The sequence below is a fragment of the Actinomadura napierensis genome (genome assembly GCF_039529375.1).
Lineage (GTDB): Bacteria > Actinomycetota > Actinomycetes > Streptosporangiales > Streptosporangiaceae > Spirillospora > Spirillospora napierensis.
Genome location: NZ_BAAAMR010000050.1, coordinates 14,015 through 33,110, shown reverse-complemented (window position 1 = coordinate 33,110; position 19,096 = coordinate 14,015). Strand labels below are relative to the sequence as shown.

Below are 19,096 nucleotides of genomic sequence, written 5' to 3'. Positions count from 1 at the left end.
TCAGCGTTCCAGAGAGGGGTTGCGGGCCGGAGCGGGCCGACCGGGGGCCGATGGCGAGTGGGGGCTGACGCGCTGTTTGGTCGTGGCGGCGATCGTCTGGGGGAAGGCCGGCGAAGCGGTGCGGGCGGCCGCGGTGGCGGGATGCGCTGGAGGAGCGGTGAAGGATGAGCCTGGCCCGCCACCCAGGTCACGATCTCGGCGGGCGATGCGTTTTGGGGCGTCGTCGGCATGGATGAGGGTGTCGGCGAGGGTCTCGACGACCAGCCAGTGAGGGAGTTCGAGTCGTTCGGCCAGGCGGGCGGTCTGCCGGGCGACCTCGTGGCGGGGCATGTCGATCAGCGTTTCGGCGGTCGTCCGCAGCGCGAGGGTCTTGCCTTCGAGGGTGTTGGTGTTCCATCGGTCGACGTGGTCGTCGATCACCAGGTCGGTGAGCGGGCGTGTTTGATCGAGTACGTCGACCAGCGCGGGTGGCCCTTTGGTCTGCAGGATCTCCGCGGGGTCGACTCTGGGTGGCAGCGTCGCGGCGTCGACGTTTCCGTAGCCGGTCCTGCGGCTGATGGCGGCGAGGAGCGGATAGGCGGCGATCATCCCGGCTCGTCCGGCGGGGTCGGCGTCCAGGGCGGTGAGGACGCCGGTGTCCAGCGGTGCGGTCCGGGCGAGCGCGGCGACGTGATGAGGCGACAGGCCGATGCCGCACAGCGCCAGGCCGGCGTAGCGCAGTGGTGCGGCGCGGCTGACCGCGATGGCGTCCATCGGGCCCTCGACGATCACGGGGCGGGCTCCGGTGGCCAGTGCCGCGCGGGCTTCGGCTAAGCCGAACAGGATCTGGCTCTTGTGGAAGATCGGCCCGTCAGGGGTGTTGAGGTACTTGACGTTGGAGTTGTCGGTCCTGGATCCGCGGCCGGCGCGTCCGACAAAGCCCCTGGTGACACCGTGTTCGTCGCGGACGGGGAACACCACGCGGTGGCGAAACAGGTCGACGATGTTCGACCGGTCGCTGCGCCACTTGGCCAAGCCGCCCGCCACGATGGTCTCGTCGTCATAGCCGCGGCCGCGGAGGTGGTCGGTGAGGGTGCGCCAGTTGTCGGGGGCGTACCCGATCCCCCAGAGTCGTTGAGCGACAGCGTCAACGCCGCGGCTGGCCAGGTAGCGCTGCGCGTTGGTGCGGGGAAGCTGGGTCTGGAAGAACTCCTCGGCCTCGGTGGTCATCTCGATCAGTTGCTTCATCAGGCCGGAATCGACCGTGTCCGGGCGGTCGGGCTCGGTGAGGCTGGCTTGGATGGCCTCGGCGCCCGCGCGTAGGGCGGCGGCGCGGCGCCGTGCCGAGCCGGCCTGACGCCGCAGGTCCTCCGGTTGCGGCGTATCACCCACGCGCCGCCATGTCGGTTCGTCGGGGACCTGCATCAGGTCTCCTGTGCGTCCTGATCGTCTTTCAGCGGCCCGGTCGATGCGGCACGGTTCGAGCCGATGGGGGGCGAGGAGCGTTCGAGGGCCTCGATCCGCAGAGTGAGTCTCGTGACCACGCGCTGCAGGGCCGCCATTCCGGAGACCAGGTCGTTGATGGTGGCCTGCTGCTCGACGACGACCTGGAGGAGTTCGTCGTCGGCTGCAGCGGAGGGCGTCCGGTCCGGAGCGGTGCCCATCAGTCCCCCCGCCCGCCGGGCGACCGGTCGCCGAGGGCCGGTTTGGGTGCTGCTGCCGGCGGCGTGGAGAGCGAGGCCTGGGGGCTTTTGCGTGTGGTGTTCAGTTGCTTGCCGACCGAGCGCGGGAAGGCGGCCGCGGCGATCGCCGCGGCGTTGCCTGTGGGGAGGGCGGAGGTGCGTGTGGCGGGCGTGCGGGCGGGCGGTGGTGGTGTCGTTCCGGCGGCGTTTCCTTCGCGCTGGTCAGCGACCCATTGCGACCACGTCATCGGGCCGGTGTAGGCGTCATAGGCCTCCAGCTTGGCGGTGATCGGTTGGAGGACTGCCGGGTCGGTGGTGCGCGCCAGTTCACGTTCCCATTGCGGGTAGAGCTGGGCGGCTTGCTCGTTGCGAGGCGGTCGGCCGACCAGGAATTCCGCTTGGGCCCACGCGGGGTCGAACGGTCGAGAGGCGGGGTCGAAGCTCGCCGGGGAGGCTGCTGGGGCTGCATCCGGGGCAGGCCGGGGAACGGTAGGTTCTGGGACCGGCCCGGGCTCGGGCGGTCGCGCCTGCTCGCGCTCAGTGGGGTGGGCGATCGGCTGCTGAGGTGTCGACGTGTTCTCCGCCGGATCGGAAAGGGCTCGTAGCGTGTCGCGCTCAGCGCCTTCTTCCTGGCGTGGGGGGTGGTTCTGCTGCTGGGGTTCTGCGTTGGCAGGGCCGCGGCTGGCGGTCTGCAGGTCGTAGGTGCCCAGTGGCGCGGTCTGCTCGGGTGGGAGGTCGCCGCGCTGGTGGGCGATGTTCAGTTCGGCCACGTGGCGCACGAGCCGCAGGGCGTGCCAGCCGGCGCCGTGGCTGTCGCCTGAGGAGGCTTCCAGGCGGTCCATGCCGTGACGGGCGGTGGCCGAGGCGAGCTCACAGGTCCGCATCCAGGCGGCCCTCAGCGCACCGATTTCGGCGGCCTCGTCCTCGAACCGCAATATCCCCTGGTGAGCGCGGGCGAGCGCGGGCAGAGCGTTGTCCCAGACCTCCGATAGCCGCTGCCAGGCCCGAGTCCCGGTCACCTCGCCGCCGGCGCGGGGACCTGCTGTCAGCGCGGTGCGCAGTTCGGAGATCCCGGCGCGTGCCCGTGCCCGTGCGCTGCGGGCGGCGGCCGTCGAGCCGGCGGCCGGGAGACCCTCGGCGGCGTCGCGGGCTGCGAGAGCCTGCCCGCTTCGGGCGCGCAGCCCCTTCCAGGTCTGGTTCAGGTTGTCGAGGGTTTCCACGGTCCAGCCGGGCGGCAGGTTCCCCATCAGCTGGTCGGAGAAGTCGGCCGACCTGGTGTGCAGGGTCTGCACGCTCAGCCAGGCCGGGGTGTCGATCAATCCGGCCTTCTCCAGCCCGGCGGCGATCGCGCGGGCGGCTCGGGAGATCACCCGGGACACTCGGGCCCCCACCATGCGCAGGAAGCCGTGCGTTCGTACGTCGTTGGCGACCTCGCTGAGGTAGCCGCGGGGGGCGGCGGCGATCGCGTCCGCAAGGTTGCGGAACGCGGTGGTGACCGCCTTGACCTGCTGCCATTGCGGGGTGTCGTAGTACCAACTGGAGTGCGCGTCGGCGTCGCGAAGGGGCTGGTGCAGCGGCTCAAGACCGGTCGGAAGCGGAAGCGGCGTCCCCGCCGCGTGCGCGGCGGGGACGCGCTCGCGGGCCGCGGCTGAGTTGATCGCCGCGATGACGGGGTTGTCGGGCCGCTCGTCCGCCAGTGCCCGTTTGAGCTGTTCAAAGGCTCGGGCGACGCGGGTGGTCTCAGGCGAGGTGTAGGGGCCGCCCGGAGTCGGGTCGTCGCTGCTGAGATCACGGTCGACGCGTTCGGCCATGGACGCGAGCAGGTCCTCATACCCGCGCTGCAGGTCGGCGTCGGAGGGCTCCTCCTCAGCGTGATAGTCCAGGGCCGCGACGGGCTGGCGAGGTTGCGGCGGCTCGGCGGAAGCCCGGGACGGGGCCGCCAGATCGGCCAACGTCTCGCGGTCGAAATAGGGAAAGCCGACCTCTGGGGCAGAAGCCCTCCAGAGCAGTTCCCGGTGGACCTCGTCCATCCAGCGCCGAGCCTCGGGTGACCCCAGCTCGGAATAGACCTGGTCGATCGCGGTCTGCAGAGCGCGGAACCTGGTGGCCGCACGGTCGATGTCAGCAACCGGTTGGCCTCCGTTGCGATCGTCGATCAGGAGAAGGACCTGCTGAGCGTGGGCGGCGACGCCCCACGCACCCAATTGTGAAATCCCTTCCACGATTGCGTCGGGGGCGAGATCGGCCGGGTCGGTGAACGTTATGGGATGAGGCCGGCGCCCGCCGGCGAGCTGTTCCGGCTCCCCCGCCGCAGCGACAGGCTCCGGCTCCGTGGAACGCACGGTGTCCCGTGGCGGCTCGATGGTGGACCCGTCCGGAGTGGCGACGGTGCTCGCCAGGTCGCCGTCGAGCGGCCGCTCCTCTCCGCTCCTTTCGACGTGGGAGGCCTGCGGCTGCGGCTCGGGCGCCGCGCCGACGAGGGCAGCATCGACAGCTTCGGATCGGACGTCGGGGACGCCTTGCGTCACCAGCGGCTCGCTCACCGGTTCGGCTGTCTCGCTGGCGGCTGGCGACGGGACCGGTTGAGGACCTGCCTCGATGGGCGGCTGCATCGTCTCCCGTGGCGCTTCGATCCCGCCCTGGGTTCCGGCTGCGGGGACGGGCATGTCGAAAAGCGGGTCGAGCGGCAGCTCGGGCTCGGGAGGGAAATCGGGTCCCGGGTCGCCTTCGACAGTGGCGGCATCCCGCTCGTCCATCGCGAGCACCGGGGTCGGCGCGGGGGTCGGCTCCGGCCTGGTCGGCTCGGGGCGCTCGTCGGCGGGGCGCTCGGCGACCAGGACCTGGCCGGCTGGCTGTGCCTGCGCGGCAGCCTCCTGCGCCGGGGCTGGGCGAGCGACGGCGGCCTGCGCGGCTGCGGCCGGGTTGGTGATCCAATCCAGCGAGCCGAGCTCTATCTCAACCTTGGGTCGGGTGACCGTGACGTAGGCGAGTCGCCGCTCTTCCGCTGGCGGGAGGACCAGGTCGCCGGTCTCCTCGTCGGTGGTGGGGCCGTGGAAGTCGCCGCTGATGCGGACGCTGCCCCACTCTCTCCCCTTGGCCTTGTGCGCCGTGGACACGACCAGGGCGTCGGGGTCGGTGGGGTCGAGGCTGTCCTCGTCGACAAGGTCGGCGACAGTGTCGATCAGCCCCTCGGGGGTGTATCGCTCGACCAGCCGAACGAACATCTGCAGGGCCCGGCCGCCGTCCGGGTCGTTTTCAGCGGCGTCGATCACCTCGTTCCAGGTGCGGAATCGACTCAATTCGGGGTGGCTGGTGCCCCGGCCGCTACGCAGATCGATCGCGGCCTGGGCGATGTCCTCGATGGCTTTTCCGCCCCCGACCAGTGCGACCCGTTTGCCGTCGTTCATCGCGTCGATGACCTCGGCGACGGCGCCGGCGTTGGTTCGGGTCAGCACGGCGTCGGGGTTGTCGACCTGACCCACGCGGGTGTCCAGTGCCGGGTTGCCCCGAAGTTCGAGGTCGGCGCCGAGGGTGCGCAGGACGTCGTTGCCGAGCTGAGCGATCTGGGGGCCGAAGCGCCACGATTGGGTCAGCGGCAGGACGACGTCTGCGGGCCAGGTGGCCAAGGCGTCGACGGCGCCGGTGAATCCGTAGATGGACTGGTAGGAGTCGCCGACCACGATGGTCTGCGTGGGTTGGCGCTGCACGAGCTTGCTCAAGACCGGGTTGATGTCTTGCGCCTCGTCGAAAATGATGATGTCGGCGTCGATGACCGGCCGGGATTCGATCCATATTTTCCGGTAGTCGTCGTCCTCGAAATACAGCTCCCCATCGGGTGAGGCGATGTCTTCCCAGATGACTTGCGCGTACCGCAGGACCAGCGGAGCTAGTTCCTTATTCTGCTGTACCGCGATCGGCAGGTTCTCGGTGCTGACCTGGTCTTCTGCGCTGATCCGGTAGTGCTTGACCGTCGCGAGCGCCATTTGGGCGATGTCTTCTGGCTGGTATTCCTGCCCGTTGATGAAGCTTGGGCCGGTGATGCCCACGCGCGGCCCGATGATCGGGGCGATTTCCTCGGGCCAGCGCGCGAACCGCTGGGTGTTGCTGCCCCGGCCACGCTGGGTCTTTCGGGCACGGCGGATCTTGTCGGCCATCGGCCCAGCGTTCAGCGCCCTCCGCGCGATGGCATGCGAGGTGACGGCCGTGACGTTGCGGGGCATCGCCGCTTCGGCCTCTTCCATGATCGACCGGTTGAAGGCGAGGTAGGTGATCCGCTTGTCCGGGAGGGCTTCGGCGATGAGCCGCATCGTGGTCGTCTTGCCGGTGCCGGCGAGGGCGAGCACGGCGACGTCCTGCCCCTGGCGTACCGCCTCGATGATGGCGGCCTGCTGCTCGGTGGGTGGGAACCGCGGTTTGCTGGGCTCGGTGGTCAGGCCTTGCGCCGCTGCCTGCTGGTCGAGGTCGGCCAGGACCTGGCGGAGGGCGTCGGCGGCTTCTGGGACGCGGGCCGGGTCCCGGTCGTAGATCCAGGCCTGCTGCGCCTTGTCCCAGCTGAAGGCACGTCCGCGTGTCTTGAGAGCGGTCCTGATCTCGGGCGGGTCCCCCTTGAAGCGGGTACCGGTGACGCGGACCGCGCCGGGGGTCTCCTCGATGTGGATGCGGCTGCTCCAGTAGCCCGATGCACCGGCAGTGTCGCTGGCGGGCTCGACGGTCATCGGGTCTTGGCCTTCCTGGGAGACGGCGGCCGCCGGCGCGGCGCGGGACGGGGCGGGCGCGGGTCGGGCGGGCTGGACTCGGCCCGCCGTGCGGATGGCGGTTTGGAGGCTGCTCAGCGCTTGGCGGGCCCCGTTGCCGAAGTCACGTGGTGCTCGATCGGCGGCGAGGCGGTCGATCACGGCTGCGAGGCGGTCGACGTTGGTGCCGCCGTCGGTCGCTGCAGCCAGCAGCCGCAGGTACTCGCGGGTTGCGTGGGCTGGAGCGGGCTGAGGGTCGGCCCAGTTGAGTTCGCGCGCGCCCGGGCGGGCGTGGCGAGTGAACGCCATGCGGACCCGGTGCTGCGGCCCCGTCGCCCAGGTGGAGGCGCTGAAGTCGGTCGCCAAGCCGCGCGGTAGCAGCGCGGTGACGGCGTCTAGGAACTCCAATCGGGTGGCGTGGTCGTGGTCGCGGCCGGTGTTGGTGATGTCGACGGTGCCCGCCAGCGTGGAGGCGGCGGCAGCCGTGACTCGGTCGAAGCCATGTCGGATGACCAGGCGTGCCAGTTCGTGCGGGTCGTGCGGTGGCACGTCCAGTTCGAGCCGCTCGCGGCCGGTGAACGGCTCGTCGGGGTCGAGCGGCAGGTCGATGTCTTGGACGGCGCGGTGCAGGGCGCTGTAGGAGAAGGGTATGGCCGCCGGGTCGTAGGGCACCGCGAAGTAGGAGGTGCTCGCCACCGGGCGTCCGGCGCCATCGGTCCGGCCCGTCCATTTCTCCACGGCGATGCCGATGTAGGGGGCGCCGTCCTTCCAGACGTGGCTGAACGTGGTCCACGGCAGCTGCCCGGGGCCGGCCCGTTGGGCAGGTGGTTCACCGACAGACCACTGCCTGAGGATGTGCAGGAACTCGCCGCGGTCGAAAACGCCCTCAGCGCGGTCCAAGATCCGGTACTCGTCGTAGCTTCCGTCCGGCTTGCTCCACAGAGCCCATTGCGCTTCAAGGTTCATCGCTGATTCTCCGAAGCGGGGATGGCGGGCGCCTGCCGGTCGGGCGCGGTACTGGGCTTATCGCCGCCGCCGTTGCGGCTGTTCTTGGCGGCGGTTCTGAGCTGCGCTGTGATGCTGCGGGGCTGGCCGGCGCTGGCGACCTTCGCGGCTGCGAACGCCGGGCTCTCGACAGCGGGAGCCTCGACAGCGGGGGCCTCGGCGGACTGTGGGTCACCGTGCTCGGCCGCCGCGGGTTGGGCGAGTGCGGGTGTTCCGTCGCCGGGGCCCTCGGCGGTTGGGGCGGGCGCGGCCGGGGCCTGTGGGTCGGCAGCGTGATTGCCCGCCGGGTCCGGGTCTGGCGTCGTGAGCTGGCGCTGGAGGTCGCTGAGGCGGGTGCGGACCTCGTTGAGCCGGTCCTGGTGGGGGAAGGACTCACCGAGGAGGGGCTGGGCTCGTTCGATCTCCAGGCGGCAGGCAGGGATGTTCCTTTCGTGCCATTGCCGTTCGGTTTCCAGGTTGCTCAGCCGGTTTTCCAGCTGCCGGATCAGGCCGGTACCACCCGGCACGGTCTTGTGGTTGAGCCCGATCTCGCCGCCGTGCACGCCCTTGAGGGTCAGCAGGATGGTGGTGGGGCGGCGGTCGCGGTCCAGGTTGGCTTCGATGGGGAAGCCTCCCAGCGTCCCGATCTCGACCCTGCTCTGACGGCCGCGCGGGGTGGCGTCCATGGCCTTGGACAGCACGGTGCGCAGGTGGGCGCCGGCGTCGGTGCGTTTGGTGTGGCGGACCCCTGCGAGGGTCATGGTGAAGGCGTCGCCAGCGGTCGGCTGCCGCTGGGCGATGGCGCGGTCGATGTCGACGATGGCCTTCTGGGAGTGGCCGATGCCGTGTTCGGCCTGCCGGATACTCATCTTCAGGCCGTTTTGCTTGCGGGCATGTGCACGCTGACCGCGTACCAGCGACTTCAACTCCTGTTCGAGTTTATTCTTTTCGACCAACCGCATGTCGCCGGCCGCCAGGGCCGCAATCTCGGCATAACCGACCGTGTCCTCGTCCGGGACCTCGATCGTGCGAACCGTGGGGTCGCGGCGCTTCAGATGGGCGAGGAAGGCCGCCTTCATCTCGCACCGCTGGGCACGGATGATGTCGTAAGAGCCTTCAGTGATGAACTTACGGACGAAGATCACAGAGTTCTCGTTGCCGGGTCGGCGGCCGCGAGCAATTTCCTGGTCGTCATAGTCAGGCCGCCAGTGTGGGTGCATCTGGTAGATGCCGACCAGACGGCGCTGAAAATTGGTCCCCACACCCATTTTCTCAGTCGATCCAATGAGGACGTCGACATGGCCGTCGTTGCAATCGGCAGTGAGGTCCCTCTTCTTGCGGCTGTCGCTGCCGGTCTCATGGATGAACCGGATCCTATCGCGAGACATCCCGCCATCAACGAGCAGTTGACGCAGATGATCGTAGATGTTCCAGCTATCCGACGGCACACCCTCGTTACAGAACACGGCCAGGAGACTGCCGCGGACCGGGTCAGGGTCACCGTTGGCGTCCAGGTAGACGTCGTCGCGGTGAGCCTTCCATTCCTTCAGAATATCTTCAGCGACGGCCTCAACCTTTTGCGGATCGTCGGGGATATCAGGGATAGGGCCGTGATTTGGATCAACCAGCCGCAAGTCTTGCCCGGCACGAAAACCGTCACCGATGACGGCGACGCACGTGTCTTCACCCTTCCGACCGCGATTCTTCCGCGCGGCCGCGTACCGGTTCGCCAGGGCCCCCTGATAGTCGGTAAGTTCCAAGGTCGCGGGGACAACACGGACCTCGGGTTTACCGCCATCGATTGCAGGACGAGGAAGATTGATGTCGTCGGCGGTTTTGAAGTCGCTGAAGTGGTGAATTTCCAGCAGCATCTCGGGGACGTTGACCAATTCGCTTGTGCGGCTGACCGGCCCCCAGGTGTTGTCGCCCTTGAGTTCCAGGCGGGTCTTCTGGGTGGCGTAGGTCGCCAGCCACGAGTCGGCCGAGTAGAACCCTGCTTCCTTGAGACGGTCGGGCCTCAAGTAGCGCTGCAGAACGTGGTATTGCACGATCCGGTTGGTGATCGGGGTTCCGGTGGCGAAGGTTGCGACACGTTCACCGAAGCGTTTGCGAGTGGAGTGGAGTTTCATCTCCAGGTCGACGCATCGGCGGACGAAATCGATCTCCATGCCTTCGACGTTGGACGGAGTCCATAGATTGTTGTAGTCCTGGGACTCGTCGATCACAATGTAGTCGAACCCAGCGTGCTCCCACGTCAGCGCCGGATCCTTGTCGATCCCCTTCCGCTTCTTCTTCTGACGCCCCTCCCCCTCTTCCTCCTCGTCGTCTTCCTCCTCGTCCCCTTCGATGAACGCTTCGATCTTCTCTTTGAAGTTGATCAGGATGGTTTCTTCGTCTTTAACGCTGTCCTCTTCGTCCTGGTGGGCCCTGAAGAAATCCTCCGCGAAGTCGAGGTAGTCGCGGACACCTTCGGGGGTAAGGTTGATGCTCTCGAACGCACCGCGGGTGAGGATCACGGCGTCGGGGTTTTCCTGCATGCACCGGGCGATGAATCGCCGCTTGCCTTCACCGGTGAGTTCGCTGCTGTCAGCGCACAGCACCCGAGCCGAGGGATAGGCCCATAGGAATTCGTCGCGGACCTGGTCGAGCATGTGGTTCTTCACGCACATCACCGGCTTGTTGATCAGGCCGAGGCGGCGGAGCTCCATCATCCCGATGATCTGTTCCAGCGTCTTCCCGGCGCCCATGTCGTGGAACAGGCCGGTCGCCGGCTCGTGGATCATGCGCGCGACGGCGGCCTTCTGCCACCAGCGCAGGCTGATGTTGCGGTTGAGGCCCGGCAGCGACAGTTGCACGTCGTCGTAGCTGCGGAGCACGAGCGAGTTGAAGCGGTCGTTGTAGCGGCGGACGATCAGCGCGCCGCGGTCAAGGTCTTCCCAGATCCATTCGCCGAACCGTTCGTTGAGCTCCTGGGCCTTCTCCTGTGCCGCTTCGGTTGCCTCGGCGTCGACGACGGTGGTTTCCTCGTCGATCTTCTTGGTGATCTTGATGGCCTTCTGGTTGAGAAGGCGGCCGGCCAGGTAGGTGGCGTTGGCGTCCTCGGTGCCCCAGATGGAGGTGGACAGCACGCCCTTGGCCGCGCCGGTGACCTTCCACTCGCCGGCGGACGAGAGCGACACCTTGATTTTGGGAGCGTCCAAGGTCTCGCGCAGGAATTGCTGGACGTGCTCGGGGTCGACGATCACCGAGCCGAGCCGCACCTCGATCTCAGCGGGCCCCAGGTCTTCGGGAATGACACCGGTGAGCGCTTCGACGTTGACGCGCAACGCCGGGTCGTCGGTGGCCGCAGTGGTGGCCTGCTTGAGCTTGAGCCGTACGTCGCCGGACAGGTACTCGGCGGCTGGCACCAGCCGGTCCTGGGCCGGATCGTGGAAGACGAGGTCGCCCAGCTCCGCGCGAGCCTGCGACTCATCGTCCAGGCCCAGAAGATCGGCGATGACGTCCAAACGGACCTGGGCGTGCTGATCCATGCAGATCGCCAGCGCGTCAGCGGGGCTGTCGGCGATCTCGATGGGGGCCCGGGCCGGCATGACCGGTTCCCGGAAGATGTCGGTCTTGGCGGCCTGCCCCGTCTTGGGCGAGTACCGCTCCAGAGCCTGGACGCGGACTGCGAAGGGGTCGGTGCGGAAGCCGCCCTGCGACGGCCGCCGGCGGATGAGCCTGATCGCCTCGGGCGCGGCGTCGATGGCGATCGCGCGTCCCTCGCCGATCAGCTCCAGCCTGCCGCCCTCGACGCGTGCGAGGCCGGTGGCCACCAGCCGGTCCCGTTCGGCGCGCGCGGCGTTGCTCTGCCGCATCCTCAGCCGGCCGTCCTCGCCGACGGTGGCGAGTCCGTCGGCGAGCAGGCGCCCTTGCAGTTCCCTGGTCTGCTCCTCATCGCCGACGAGGACGAAGGTCCCGCCGGCGATCCGAGCGTTCCCCTCGGCCAGCAGCCGGGCCCGCAGCGCCTCCCCTTCCGGGGTCTTCTTGATGCTCGGTATCAGGTTGACGCGATTGATCGGGCCGTAGCGTGTGGCGTAGGCGTCGTAGCGTTCGTTGAGCCGGGCACGCAGCCGGTCCATCTCCGGCTGATCGGCGCGTTCCTCGGCGGCGAGCAGTTCCAGAGTGGCGTCGCGCAGACCACACAGGGCGCGCAGCTCGTCGGCCTCGGCCGCCGACATACGCGGCTCGTACGGCTCGACGGCCCCGTCGACGATCTGGGTGAAGGTGCCGTCGTCGCGTGGGGAGATGAAGCCTTCGGTCCAGGCGAGGCGTCCGTTCGGGCCTTCGAGTTCCTCCAGCGAGATCGGGTTCCCCATCAGGACCTGGTCGGGTCCCACGGACGGGACCGGGGCCGAAAGCAGTTCGTGCTCACGTGCGTGCTCGGTGATCTGCTGCAGTGCTTGGGCCAGCGCCGGAGCCGGGTCGCGGTCGCTACGGACCATCAGCTCAGCCTCGCGGCGCCCGGAGACGCCGAACTCACCCAAGACCATGTCAGGGTGGGTGGCGAAGTACTCGTTGATGGCGACGTTGTCGCCCTCGATCTGCTGGGTGGGCGCTTGCATCCAGGCGACCTGGCTGGGAGTGCGGCCGGGCTCGCGTCGCCGCAGGATCACCAAGTCGGTCACCACGTCGGTGCCGGCTGCCCTCTGATGAGCGCCGCTGGGCAGCCGCACGGCCCCGACCAGATCGGCGAGCTCTCCCATCTTCCGGCGGGCCTCCAGGGCCCGCTCGTCGGTGCCGTCCAGGGTGTACCGGGAGGTGATCAGGGCGACCATGCCCCCGGGAGCGACGAGCCGCAGGGACTTGGCGATGAAGTGGTTGTGGATGGAGTACTGGCGGCCCGGGTTGTAGCGGGCGTCGCGCAGCCGGAGCTTCCCGAAGGGGACGTTGCCGACCACGGCGTTGAACGAGGCCTCGGGCAGGCGGGTGGTGGCGAAGCTCTCTGAGCGGACGGTGGCGTCGGGGTACAGCGCCGCGGCGATCGCGGCGGTAGTGGGATCCCACTCGACGCCGACCATGGTGGCGTCGGCGGGGGCCAGGCCGATGAAGTTGCCGCTCCCGCACCCGGGCTCCAACACCAGCCCGCCGGAGAAGCCCATCTGCTCCAGGCTGGACCAGATCGCTTGGACCATCCCGGCATCGGTGAAGTGCGCGTTGATCGTGTTACGGCGTGCGGCGGCGTACTCGTCTTCGGTCAGCAGGTCTTGCAGTTGCTCTCTTGCCCAGGCGTACTTGACGCCGGGGCCGGGCTTGCCGTCAACGGTCTCGCGCGTGTCGAACACGGCCGGGACGGCGCCCCATCCCGACCAGCGAGCCAAGATCTGCTGTTCCTCGGCGGTCGCGGGCCGCTGCTGCGTCTGCAGCTCGCGCACCAGCTTGACGGCCTCCAGGTTGGCACGGATGCGCGCCACCGGCCCGGAGGGCGCCAGATCGTCCTGTCCGGACGGCACGAACCGGGACGGTGCGGGCTCGGCGCCGTCAGCGGCCTCCGGGGGGCTGGCTTCCCCACCCTGCCCGGTCCCCGGCTCGGAGCCATGGCCATCCTGCTCTGGGGCAGGCTCGGCGCCGTCGCCGGCGTGTTCATCGACCTCGCCCGGCGCTGTGTCGGTATCCGGGCCAGGCTGCTCTTTTTCGGAGTGGCCGGTGCTCAGCTCATCAGCTGAGCGATCCTCTCCTCGTCCTCCGGATCCACCAGCAGCAGGTCCCGCGCGATCTGGTTCTCGGCCAGTTGCCGCGCCGTCGCCAGGCGCGCCAGCTTCTCCTGATACGTCTCCCCCGCCGGGTCCTCCCCCGCCAGTGAGTCCGCCAGGCTGTCGACTTCCTCGGCTGCGGTCTCCCCCAGGAGCTGGAAGAACTCCTCCGGATCGCTCAGCTGCTGGTATCGGTCCGGCAGCCATTCCTGCCAGTGCTTTTGCGCCTTGATCCCGTACTTGTTCACCGGTTCTCTCCTGCTGGTCGCGCGCCTGGTCACCATCTTGCCGAACTCTGGCCGCCGGTCGTTGCAAGGCGTCGTCCGCCGAGTGCTCGCCGGGGACATCCACGGCGTCCGGAATGGCCTCTGGAGCTGCGTCCGCAGGTGCGTCCGGGGACGCTGGGTCCTCACCGAAGTCGAACAGGCTCCCCTGCAGGGCTGCCGCTGAGTCGTCTCCTCTGGACCGACTGCTGTCCCTGCTATCCGCACCGCGGTGGCGCTCCGGGACGGCGACGGGCTCGGGCGCGTCAGCCGATGCCGTCAGCACGGGACCGGGGGCCTTGAAGACCATCGGCCATCGGTCGGCGGCTTCGGCGGTGGCCTGCAGCCGGGCCGCGAAATGGACTCCATGACGGCGGAGCTCACGTAGCTGAGGCAGCAGCAGAGGGGCGTGGGTGTAGCCCTCTGCCTGCAAATTCTCCAGAAGGACGTGTGTGCGCTGGGCCAGGGCGGTGAAGCGACTCAGGACCTCGGTCCCGTCGGCGCCGAGAACCTTTCCCGGGATCACCAGAGCCGCCAGTGCCTTGGCGTCCGAGCGGGAGTCCTCCGCATCGGAGATCATGTGCCGCCAGGCGGTACTCCGGTGCAGACGACTGAATGCCTCCGCCACTGGCCGCAGCTCATTCTGAGCCTCGGGCCAGGTGTTGTAGGGCTCCCCGGACGGGAGTTGAAGCTCACGGTCCGCCGAGGCTTCAGCCTGCGGCGCAGGCTGGGCATCGCTCTGCGCCGTGGGCTCTTGCCCAGGCGGATATTGCTCAAGCCGGAAGGGGCGCCCGGCCAGCGCCAGTCCGCGCGCCAAGGCGCGGACCCGCGCGTCGCGGGTCTCAAAGCGCCAACGCGAGTTGGTCTTCCAGCACCCCAGCGATGGCGCCCACAGGAAACCGCCCGCTTTCAGCAGCGCATGGACTTCGCCGCCCTTGGTGACGCGACCGTGAACGATGGTCTGTTTGTTGTTGTGCTCGATCCAGATGGGCTCGGGCGCACGCTGCTCCGGGACCTCCGCGGTCTCCGCCGCCGGCTCATCGGGAGCGGTCGTGGCGGCGACCTCGGCCAGGAGGGTGCGCAGCTGCACGCCCTCCTCGTGCCGCATCCCTGCGACGAGGCGGGCTTGATGCTGGACGGCGTGGGCCCACAGCCCGTTGGCGGCAACTGCGACCGGGCCGCGGTTCGCGTCGGCGATGGCCTGAGCCTGGTCGGCGAGCCGCCGGTAGCGGTGGACGTGACCGGCCGGGCCTCCGCTGGTATCGGTGGTAGCGAGGTCGACTGCTGCGGCCAGTCGGGCAAGCCCTTCGCGGTCGGACAGCCCAGGCTCTAGCGCACCGATCTGCTCGTGCGCGGCACGGACGGCGCCTTGGGCGGCCCAGACCTCCTGGGCGCTGCTGTAGCTCGCCGCTGAGGAGACGATGTCGGACACCTCAGCCGAGGGCCTGCCGGACAGGCTGGATTCGTGGGCTCGGAGGCTGATCGCCAGCTCTCGGGCGTACCGGGCCAGCGGTGTTCCGCGATGTGCATCGCCGTGGGCGAGGTCGAGCACCGCCTCCAGCGGGGCGTGCAGCGCGGCGGCGTCTCGCTCCCAATCTCCTGTCGCAGGCTGCTGCAGCCGAGCGAGACTGCCAGCGAGGACATCGGCCTCGGCGGCCGCGAGGTGACCACCGTGGACCTGCACTGCCTCCTGCATGAGCAAGGCGAGCCGAGCAACAAGATCGTGACCGCGCTCAGCTTGCTCCGCGCGTGTGTAGAGAGAGCTTCTACCCCAGCCGACTCCATCGACGGTCATCTGGTCTGCGGCCGAGGTGATGTCGTCGAGCTGTTCGTCGAGACTGCGGCCAGCGGGAGCCGACTCCGGGTCGGCGGTGAACAGGGCCGGAGTCGGCTCAGAAGCCTGGGGGTCGACAGCGAGTTGATGCTGCTCGCCAGGGGAGCCGGGAACGGGGCGCATGAAGCCCTCGTCCAGCATCTGGGCGATCAGCTGGGGAAGGCTGCCTTGCCGCAGATCCTCCAGTACCCCTTCCCCAGGCCTGATCGGGCGAAGCAGGTGCACCGCATGCGTCGGGCCACCGGGGGGCGGTGGATCGTAGGACCGAAACCGCAGGTCCAAGCCGGTGATTGGCTCATAGCCGTCCAGCCCTGTGATGCCGCCCGGGAACATCCGGACGGGCACGGCCTCTGCACTGCTCTCGGATGCCGGCGCGTCGGCCTCGAAAAGAGCTTCCGGTCCTGGGTCCTCCCCCGGAGTGGGTGGCTGCGGATCGACGGGCGGGGAAGGCTCTTGCGAGTCGGCGACGTTGCGCTCGGCTGATTCTTCCTGGTCGGCTTGGCTCGCTTGAGGTCCCGGCCGGGTGCGCTCAGGACGCGTACCTTCGGTGAGTTCTTGGTGGGCGCGGATGAGATTCCATGCAGCACGCCGGGCGCTCTGGTTCAACAGGTCGCGATACTCCGAGCCGCGGCTGAAGTAGCGCTGCGCCAGCGAGGAGATGTCGTCGATCCGGTCGCCGACCGTGTCGATCTGCCCGATCAAGTAGTCGGCGAAGACATCGTCGAAGACGATCCCGAACGACTCCTCATCGTTGGCCACCGCAGCAAGGCGTGACCTTCGGTCGGTCACCGCGCCAGTGAAAGGAACGCGCAGATCATCTGCCGCCGTGACGTCGATCCATCGCACGTCGTTGTCGTCGATGGTGTCGAGGTTCCCAGCGAGCCGCGCCATGGCCCGCTCGTTGCCTTCTGCGGCCGTCAGGATCAGATTCAACAGCAGCGGCTCGGCGGCGAGTCGCGCAAGGTCGGCGTTCTCAGGATCGCCGCTGCCTTGGTCCGTCGCGCTGGGGGCAGCGGATGGTTCGCGATCTGGAAGAGAGTGCTCGGGCGCGGCCTCCGGCGCGGGATCGGCCGCCCGCTCCGGCTCCGGCTCCGGCGCGGGCGCGGGCTCGGGCGCGGCATCGGCCGCCCGCTCCGGCTCGGCTACCCGCTCCGGCTCCGGCGCGGGATCGGCCGCCCGCTCCGGCTCCGGCGCGGCCTCCGGCTCGGGCGCGGTTTGCTGACGCTCGGCTGCTGTCTGCAGCACCTGGACGTGCGGGGCACCGTATTGGCGCTCTTGGAGCCAGACCTGCTCAGGGCGGGGCTGCCTGTCGGTGCCATCTCCGTCGTGCTCGGCCACGCCGTCGACCCACCATCCGCTGTTGGGATGGTGCTGGACGGTGCCGACGACGATGGTGCCGGCGCCGCGGTTGACCCGTACCAGCGCTCCTTCCATCGCTGGGTCGAAGGGGATTGCTGACTCCAGGCCGTGCGGGGTTCCTCGCGCCGGCGTGCCGAACTCATCAAAGCCGCGGCGTTCCAGCATTTCGACGAGGGTGTCGAAGGTGTCGTGCTCGGGGTCGGTGTGGTCGAGTTCGGCGCGCAGTTCCGCGTCGCTCATCGCGGCGTAGCGGGTCCGCTCTGCCACGTCGTCGCGGTCCATGGACGGGTATCCGGCGCGCCGGGCCTGATACTCGAGTTCGTCCGCCAGCTGCAGCAGCCACCAGCGCTCCCCCTGCATGTCCGGCAATCTGGGGAGCGCGTCCCGTACGGCCTGGTGCATGCGGGCGAACGCCTCGACGCCCTGGTCGACGTCGGCGAACCAGCGGTCTTCGCGAGGCGGGTTGTCGAGAATGGCGAAGACGGCTGGGAGGGTGTCCGCGACGTCGTCGGCGCCGAGCCCATGAAGCGCCTCTGTGAGGCGTTCCAGCGTCAGACTGTCTGCGGCAAGGGGCGGCAGTTCGGCTTGGTCGAACTCGCTGGCCTGTGGATCGAGATCGGCCGCGCCAGGCTCGCGGATCGGCGCAGGTTCGGGCGCCGGTGTCGGCAGGGCCGATGCGCTCGGGGAGAGGGCCGGGGGCTGCGCTGTGGTTGCTGGGGCGGGTGCGTCCTCGGCTGTCCCGTCCGGGGCCTCTGTTGTTCGCTCCGCGGCTTCCGTGTCGGGTTGCGGGCTGGAAGGCGGCGTGTCCCGTGCAGCGGCTTCGGGAGCTTTCGCGGGTGCGGCTTGGGTGGTGGCCTCTGGCTGATCCGCTGCTTCGTCGCGCGCTGGGCGGTCCGTCGGGTCGGTGCCGAGTTGGGGTTCTGGTTCGGGCGGGAGCGACGCCGGCGTGTCGGCAGCACGGGCTGCTGTTTCCGGTGCGGTGGTGGCGGGCGGGATGGCAGCCTCGTCGCCTGCCCGCGCGGAGGGCGGTTCGGGTGGAGGTGCCACGGGGGATGAAGCGTCGGACGCTGGGTCCGCGACATCGGTGGGGGCCGCAGTGCGGTCACTGGGCTCGGCTTGCTCGGACGGGCGGGCTGCCTCGGCGGGCTGAGCAACCGGATCGGCGACGGCCTCAGCGGGCGGAGCGGGGGCGGACGGAACGGATCGGTCTTGCCCTGCGGTGTCGGGCCGGGGGGCGGTCGATGTCGACGTGAGGTCCTGGCGCGGTTGCGCGGAACGGAGCGTTTCTGCAACCTGCCGGGCGTCGGCGTCGGTGGCGACGGACACTCCGAATCGCGCCTGGATCTGCTCTTGGAGGTGAGTGACGGTCCACAGCTTGGCCGAGCCCTCACTCCAGCCGGCGACGTACCGCCATAGGGTGGCGGCTTCGGTCGCGGTGGCGTCGGCCCACCAGGCGTCGTCATAGCGGGCGCGTAGTGACGCCTGCTGGAACACGTGGATGCCGTCTTCGCCGCGCACGTCGGCCTGGGCGGCTTGGATGCGCAGTCGCGTGTAGTCGAGTCGTTCCCGGATGACCGCAGCCCGGTTGGCGTGCATCACGATGCCCTCGGCCGTGGCGAAGTCGAGAGCGGTGATGTGGTCGGAGAGCTCCTGAGCGAGGCGGTGCTCTTCGACCAAGAGCGCGTCCAGCAGTTCCTCGGCGGGTGCCGGCGTGCTGCCGTTCAGTATCTGTTGCCGGAAGTCCCCGACCGCCTGTGCGGCCTCGGAAGCGTGCTCTCCGCTGATGGTGGTGGTGGGTTCGACGGTGACGTCGCCGCCCGCGTACGTCTCGACAACGAAGCGGTCGGTGAGCCCATCGGCTGGTGCACCGGCTTGTTGGCCGAGCCGATCGGCGTACTCGATGAGCCATCGTGCGGCGAACTCGCCGTGACTCATCCCGGGCGGCGGCGCTACCTGGATTTGCTGGGCGGCCACCGTGCCGGTTGCGGTATCGCGAATGACGAAGGAAGCTGTGCGGGCATCGGGCTCTGGAGCGGGAGCAACGCCGCGGGCGCGCGCCAGCAGCGCGACCACCTCGCGGCCCTGCAGCCGCACGTCTCGGACGTCGATGCCATATCGCTGGCTGATCTGCTCGCGCAGGTGCGCCATGGTCGCTTGCGCGAACCCCTCACCGACCGCGGCCCAGCTGGTGGTCGCTTCCCAGACGGCGCCGATCTCCTCAGGAGTAGCGCGAGCCCACCACTCATCGAGGTAGGCCTGCCGCATGATCGGCGCGGCGAGCGTGAGTTCCGCGTCGAGATGCCGGGCGTAGGCCAACGCGGTGGCCGCACCGGTGGCCTGCGCGATCTGAGCCTCGGTGGTGCGCCGCGCGGCCCGCCGTTCCCCGGCCCGCAGTGCTCCCCGAATGGCCTTCTGGACCCTGCCGCGCAGCGTTGCCACCCCGCACCAACCTCCCGAATTTGATGCACCTGGATGATCGACGACCATTCTGATCACCAATGGGTAGGGTGAGGCCACCCTTTTGCCGCGA

General features: G+C 69.2%; 4 protein-coding genes. All 4 read right to left on the bottom strand.

Annotation, left to right across the window (positions count from 1 at the left end; genetic code table 11):
* Genes ABD296_RS25895 through ABD296_RS25880 form a run of 4 tightly spaced genes read right to left on the bottom strand, consistent with a single transcriptional unit; the run spans position 1 to position 19,005 of the window.
* Positions 1-1,404: a toprim domain-containing protein gene (locus ABD296_RS25895; RefSeq protein ID WP_344272180.1), complete on the bottom strand. Its 1,404-nt coding sequence runs from the start codon at positions 1,402-1,404 to the stop codon at positions 1-3.
* Entirely contained in the window at positions 1,404-1,643 is a 240-nt protein-coding gene (locus tag ABD296_RS25890) for a hypothetical protein (protein ID WP_344272177.1), read from the bottom strand. The genes ABD296_RS25895 and ABD296_RS25890 overlap by 1 nt, the downstream gene beginning before the upstream one ends.
* A complete protein-coding gene (locus ABD296_RS25885; RefSeq protein WP_344272174.1) occupies positions 1,643-7,360 on the bottom strand; it encodes an AAA family ATPase in 5,718 nt (1,905 codons plus the stop codon). The genes ABD296_RS25890 and ABD296_RS25885 overlap by 1 nt, the downstream gene beginning before the upstream one ends.
* The gene (locus ABD296_RS25880; RefSeq protein WP_344272289.1) at positions 7,357-19,005 is read right to left on the bottom strand and encodes a hypothetical protein; all 11,649 of its coding nucleotides are present in this window, start codon (positions 19,003-19,005) and stop codon (positions 7,357-7,359) included. Before ABD296_RS25880 ends, ABD296_RS25885 begins: the two co-directional genes overlap by 4 nt.
* Between the last annotated feature and the right edge of the window lie 91 nt (positions 19,006-19,096).

Excerpts from the sequence above, each read along its gene's own strand:
- ABD296_RS25895 (WP_344272180.1), bottom strand. The coding sequence starts at position 1,404 with ATGCAGGTCCCCGACGAACCGACATGGCGGCGCGTGGGTGATACGCCG.
- ABD296_RS25890 (WP_344272177.1), bottom strand. The coding sequence starts at position 1,643 with ATGGGCACCGCTCCGGACCGGACGCCCTCCGCTGCAGCCGACGACGAA.
- ABD296_RS25885 (WP_344272174.1), bottom strand. The coding sequence starts at position 7,360 with ATGAACCTTGAAGCGCAATGGGCTCTGTGGAGCAAGCCGGACGGAAGC.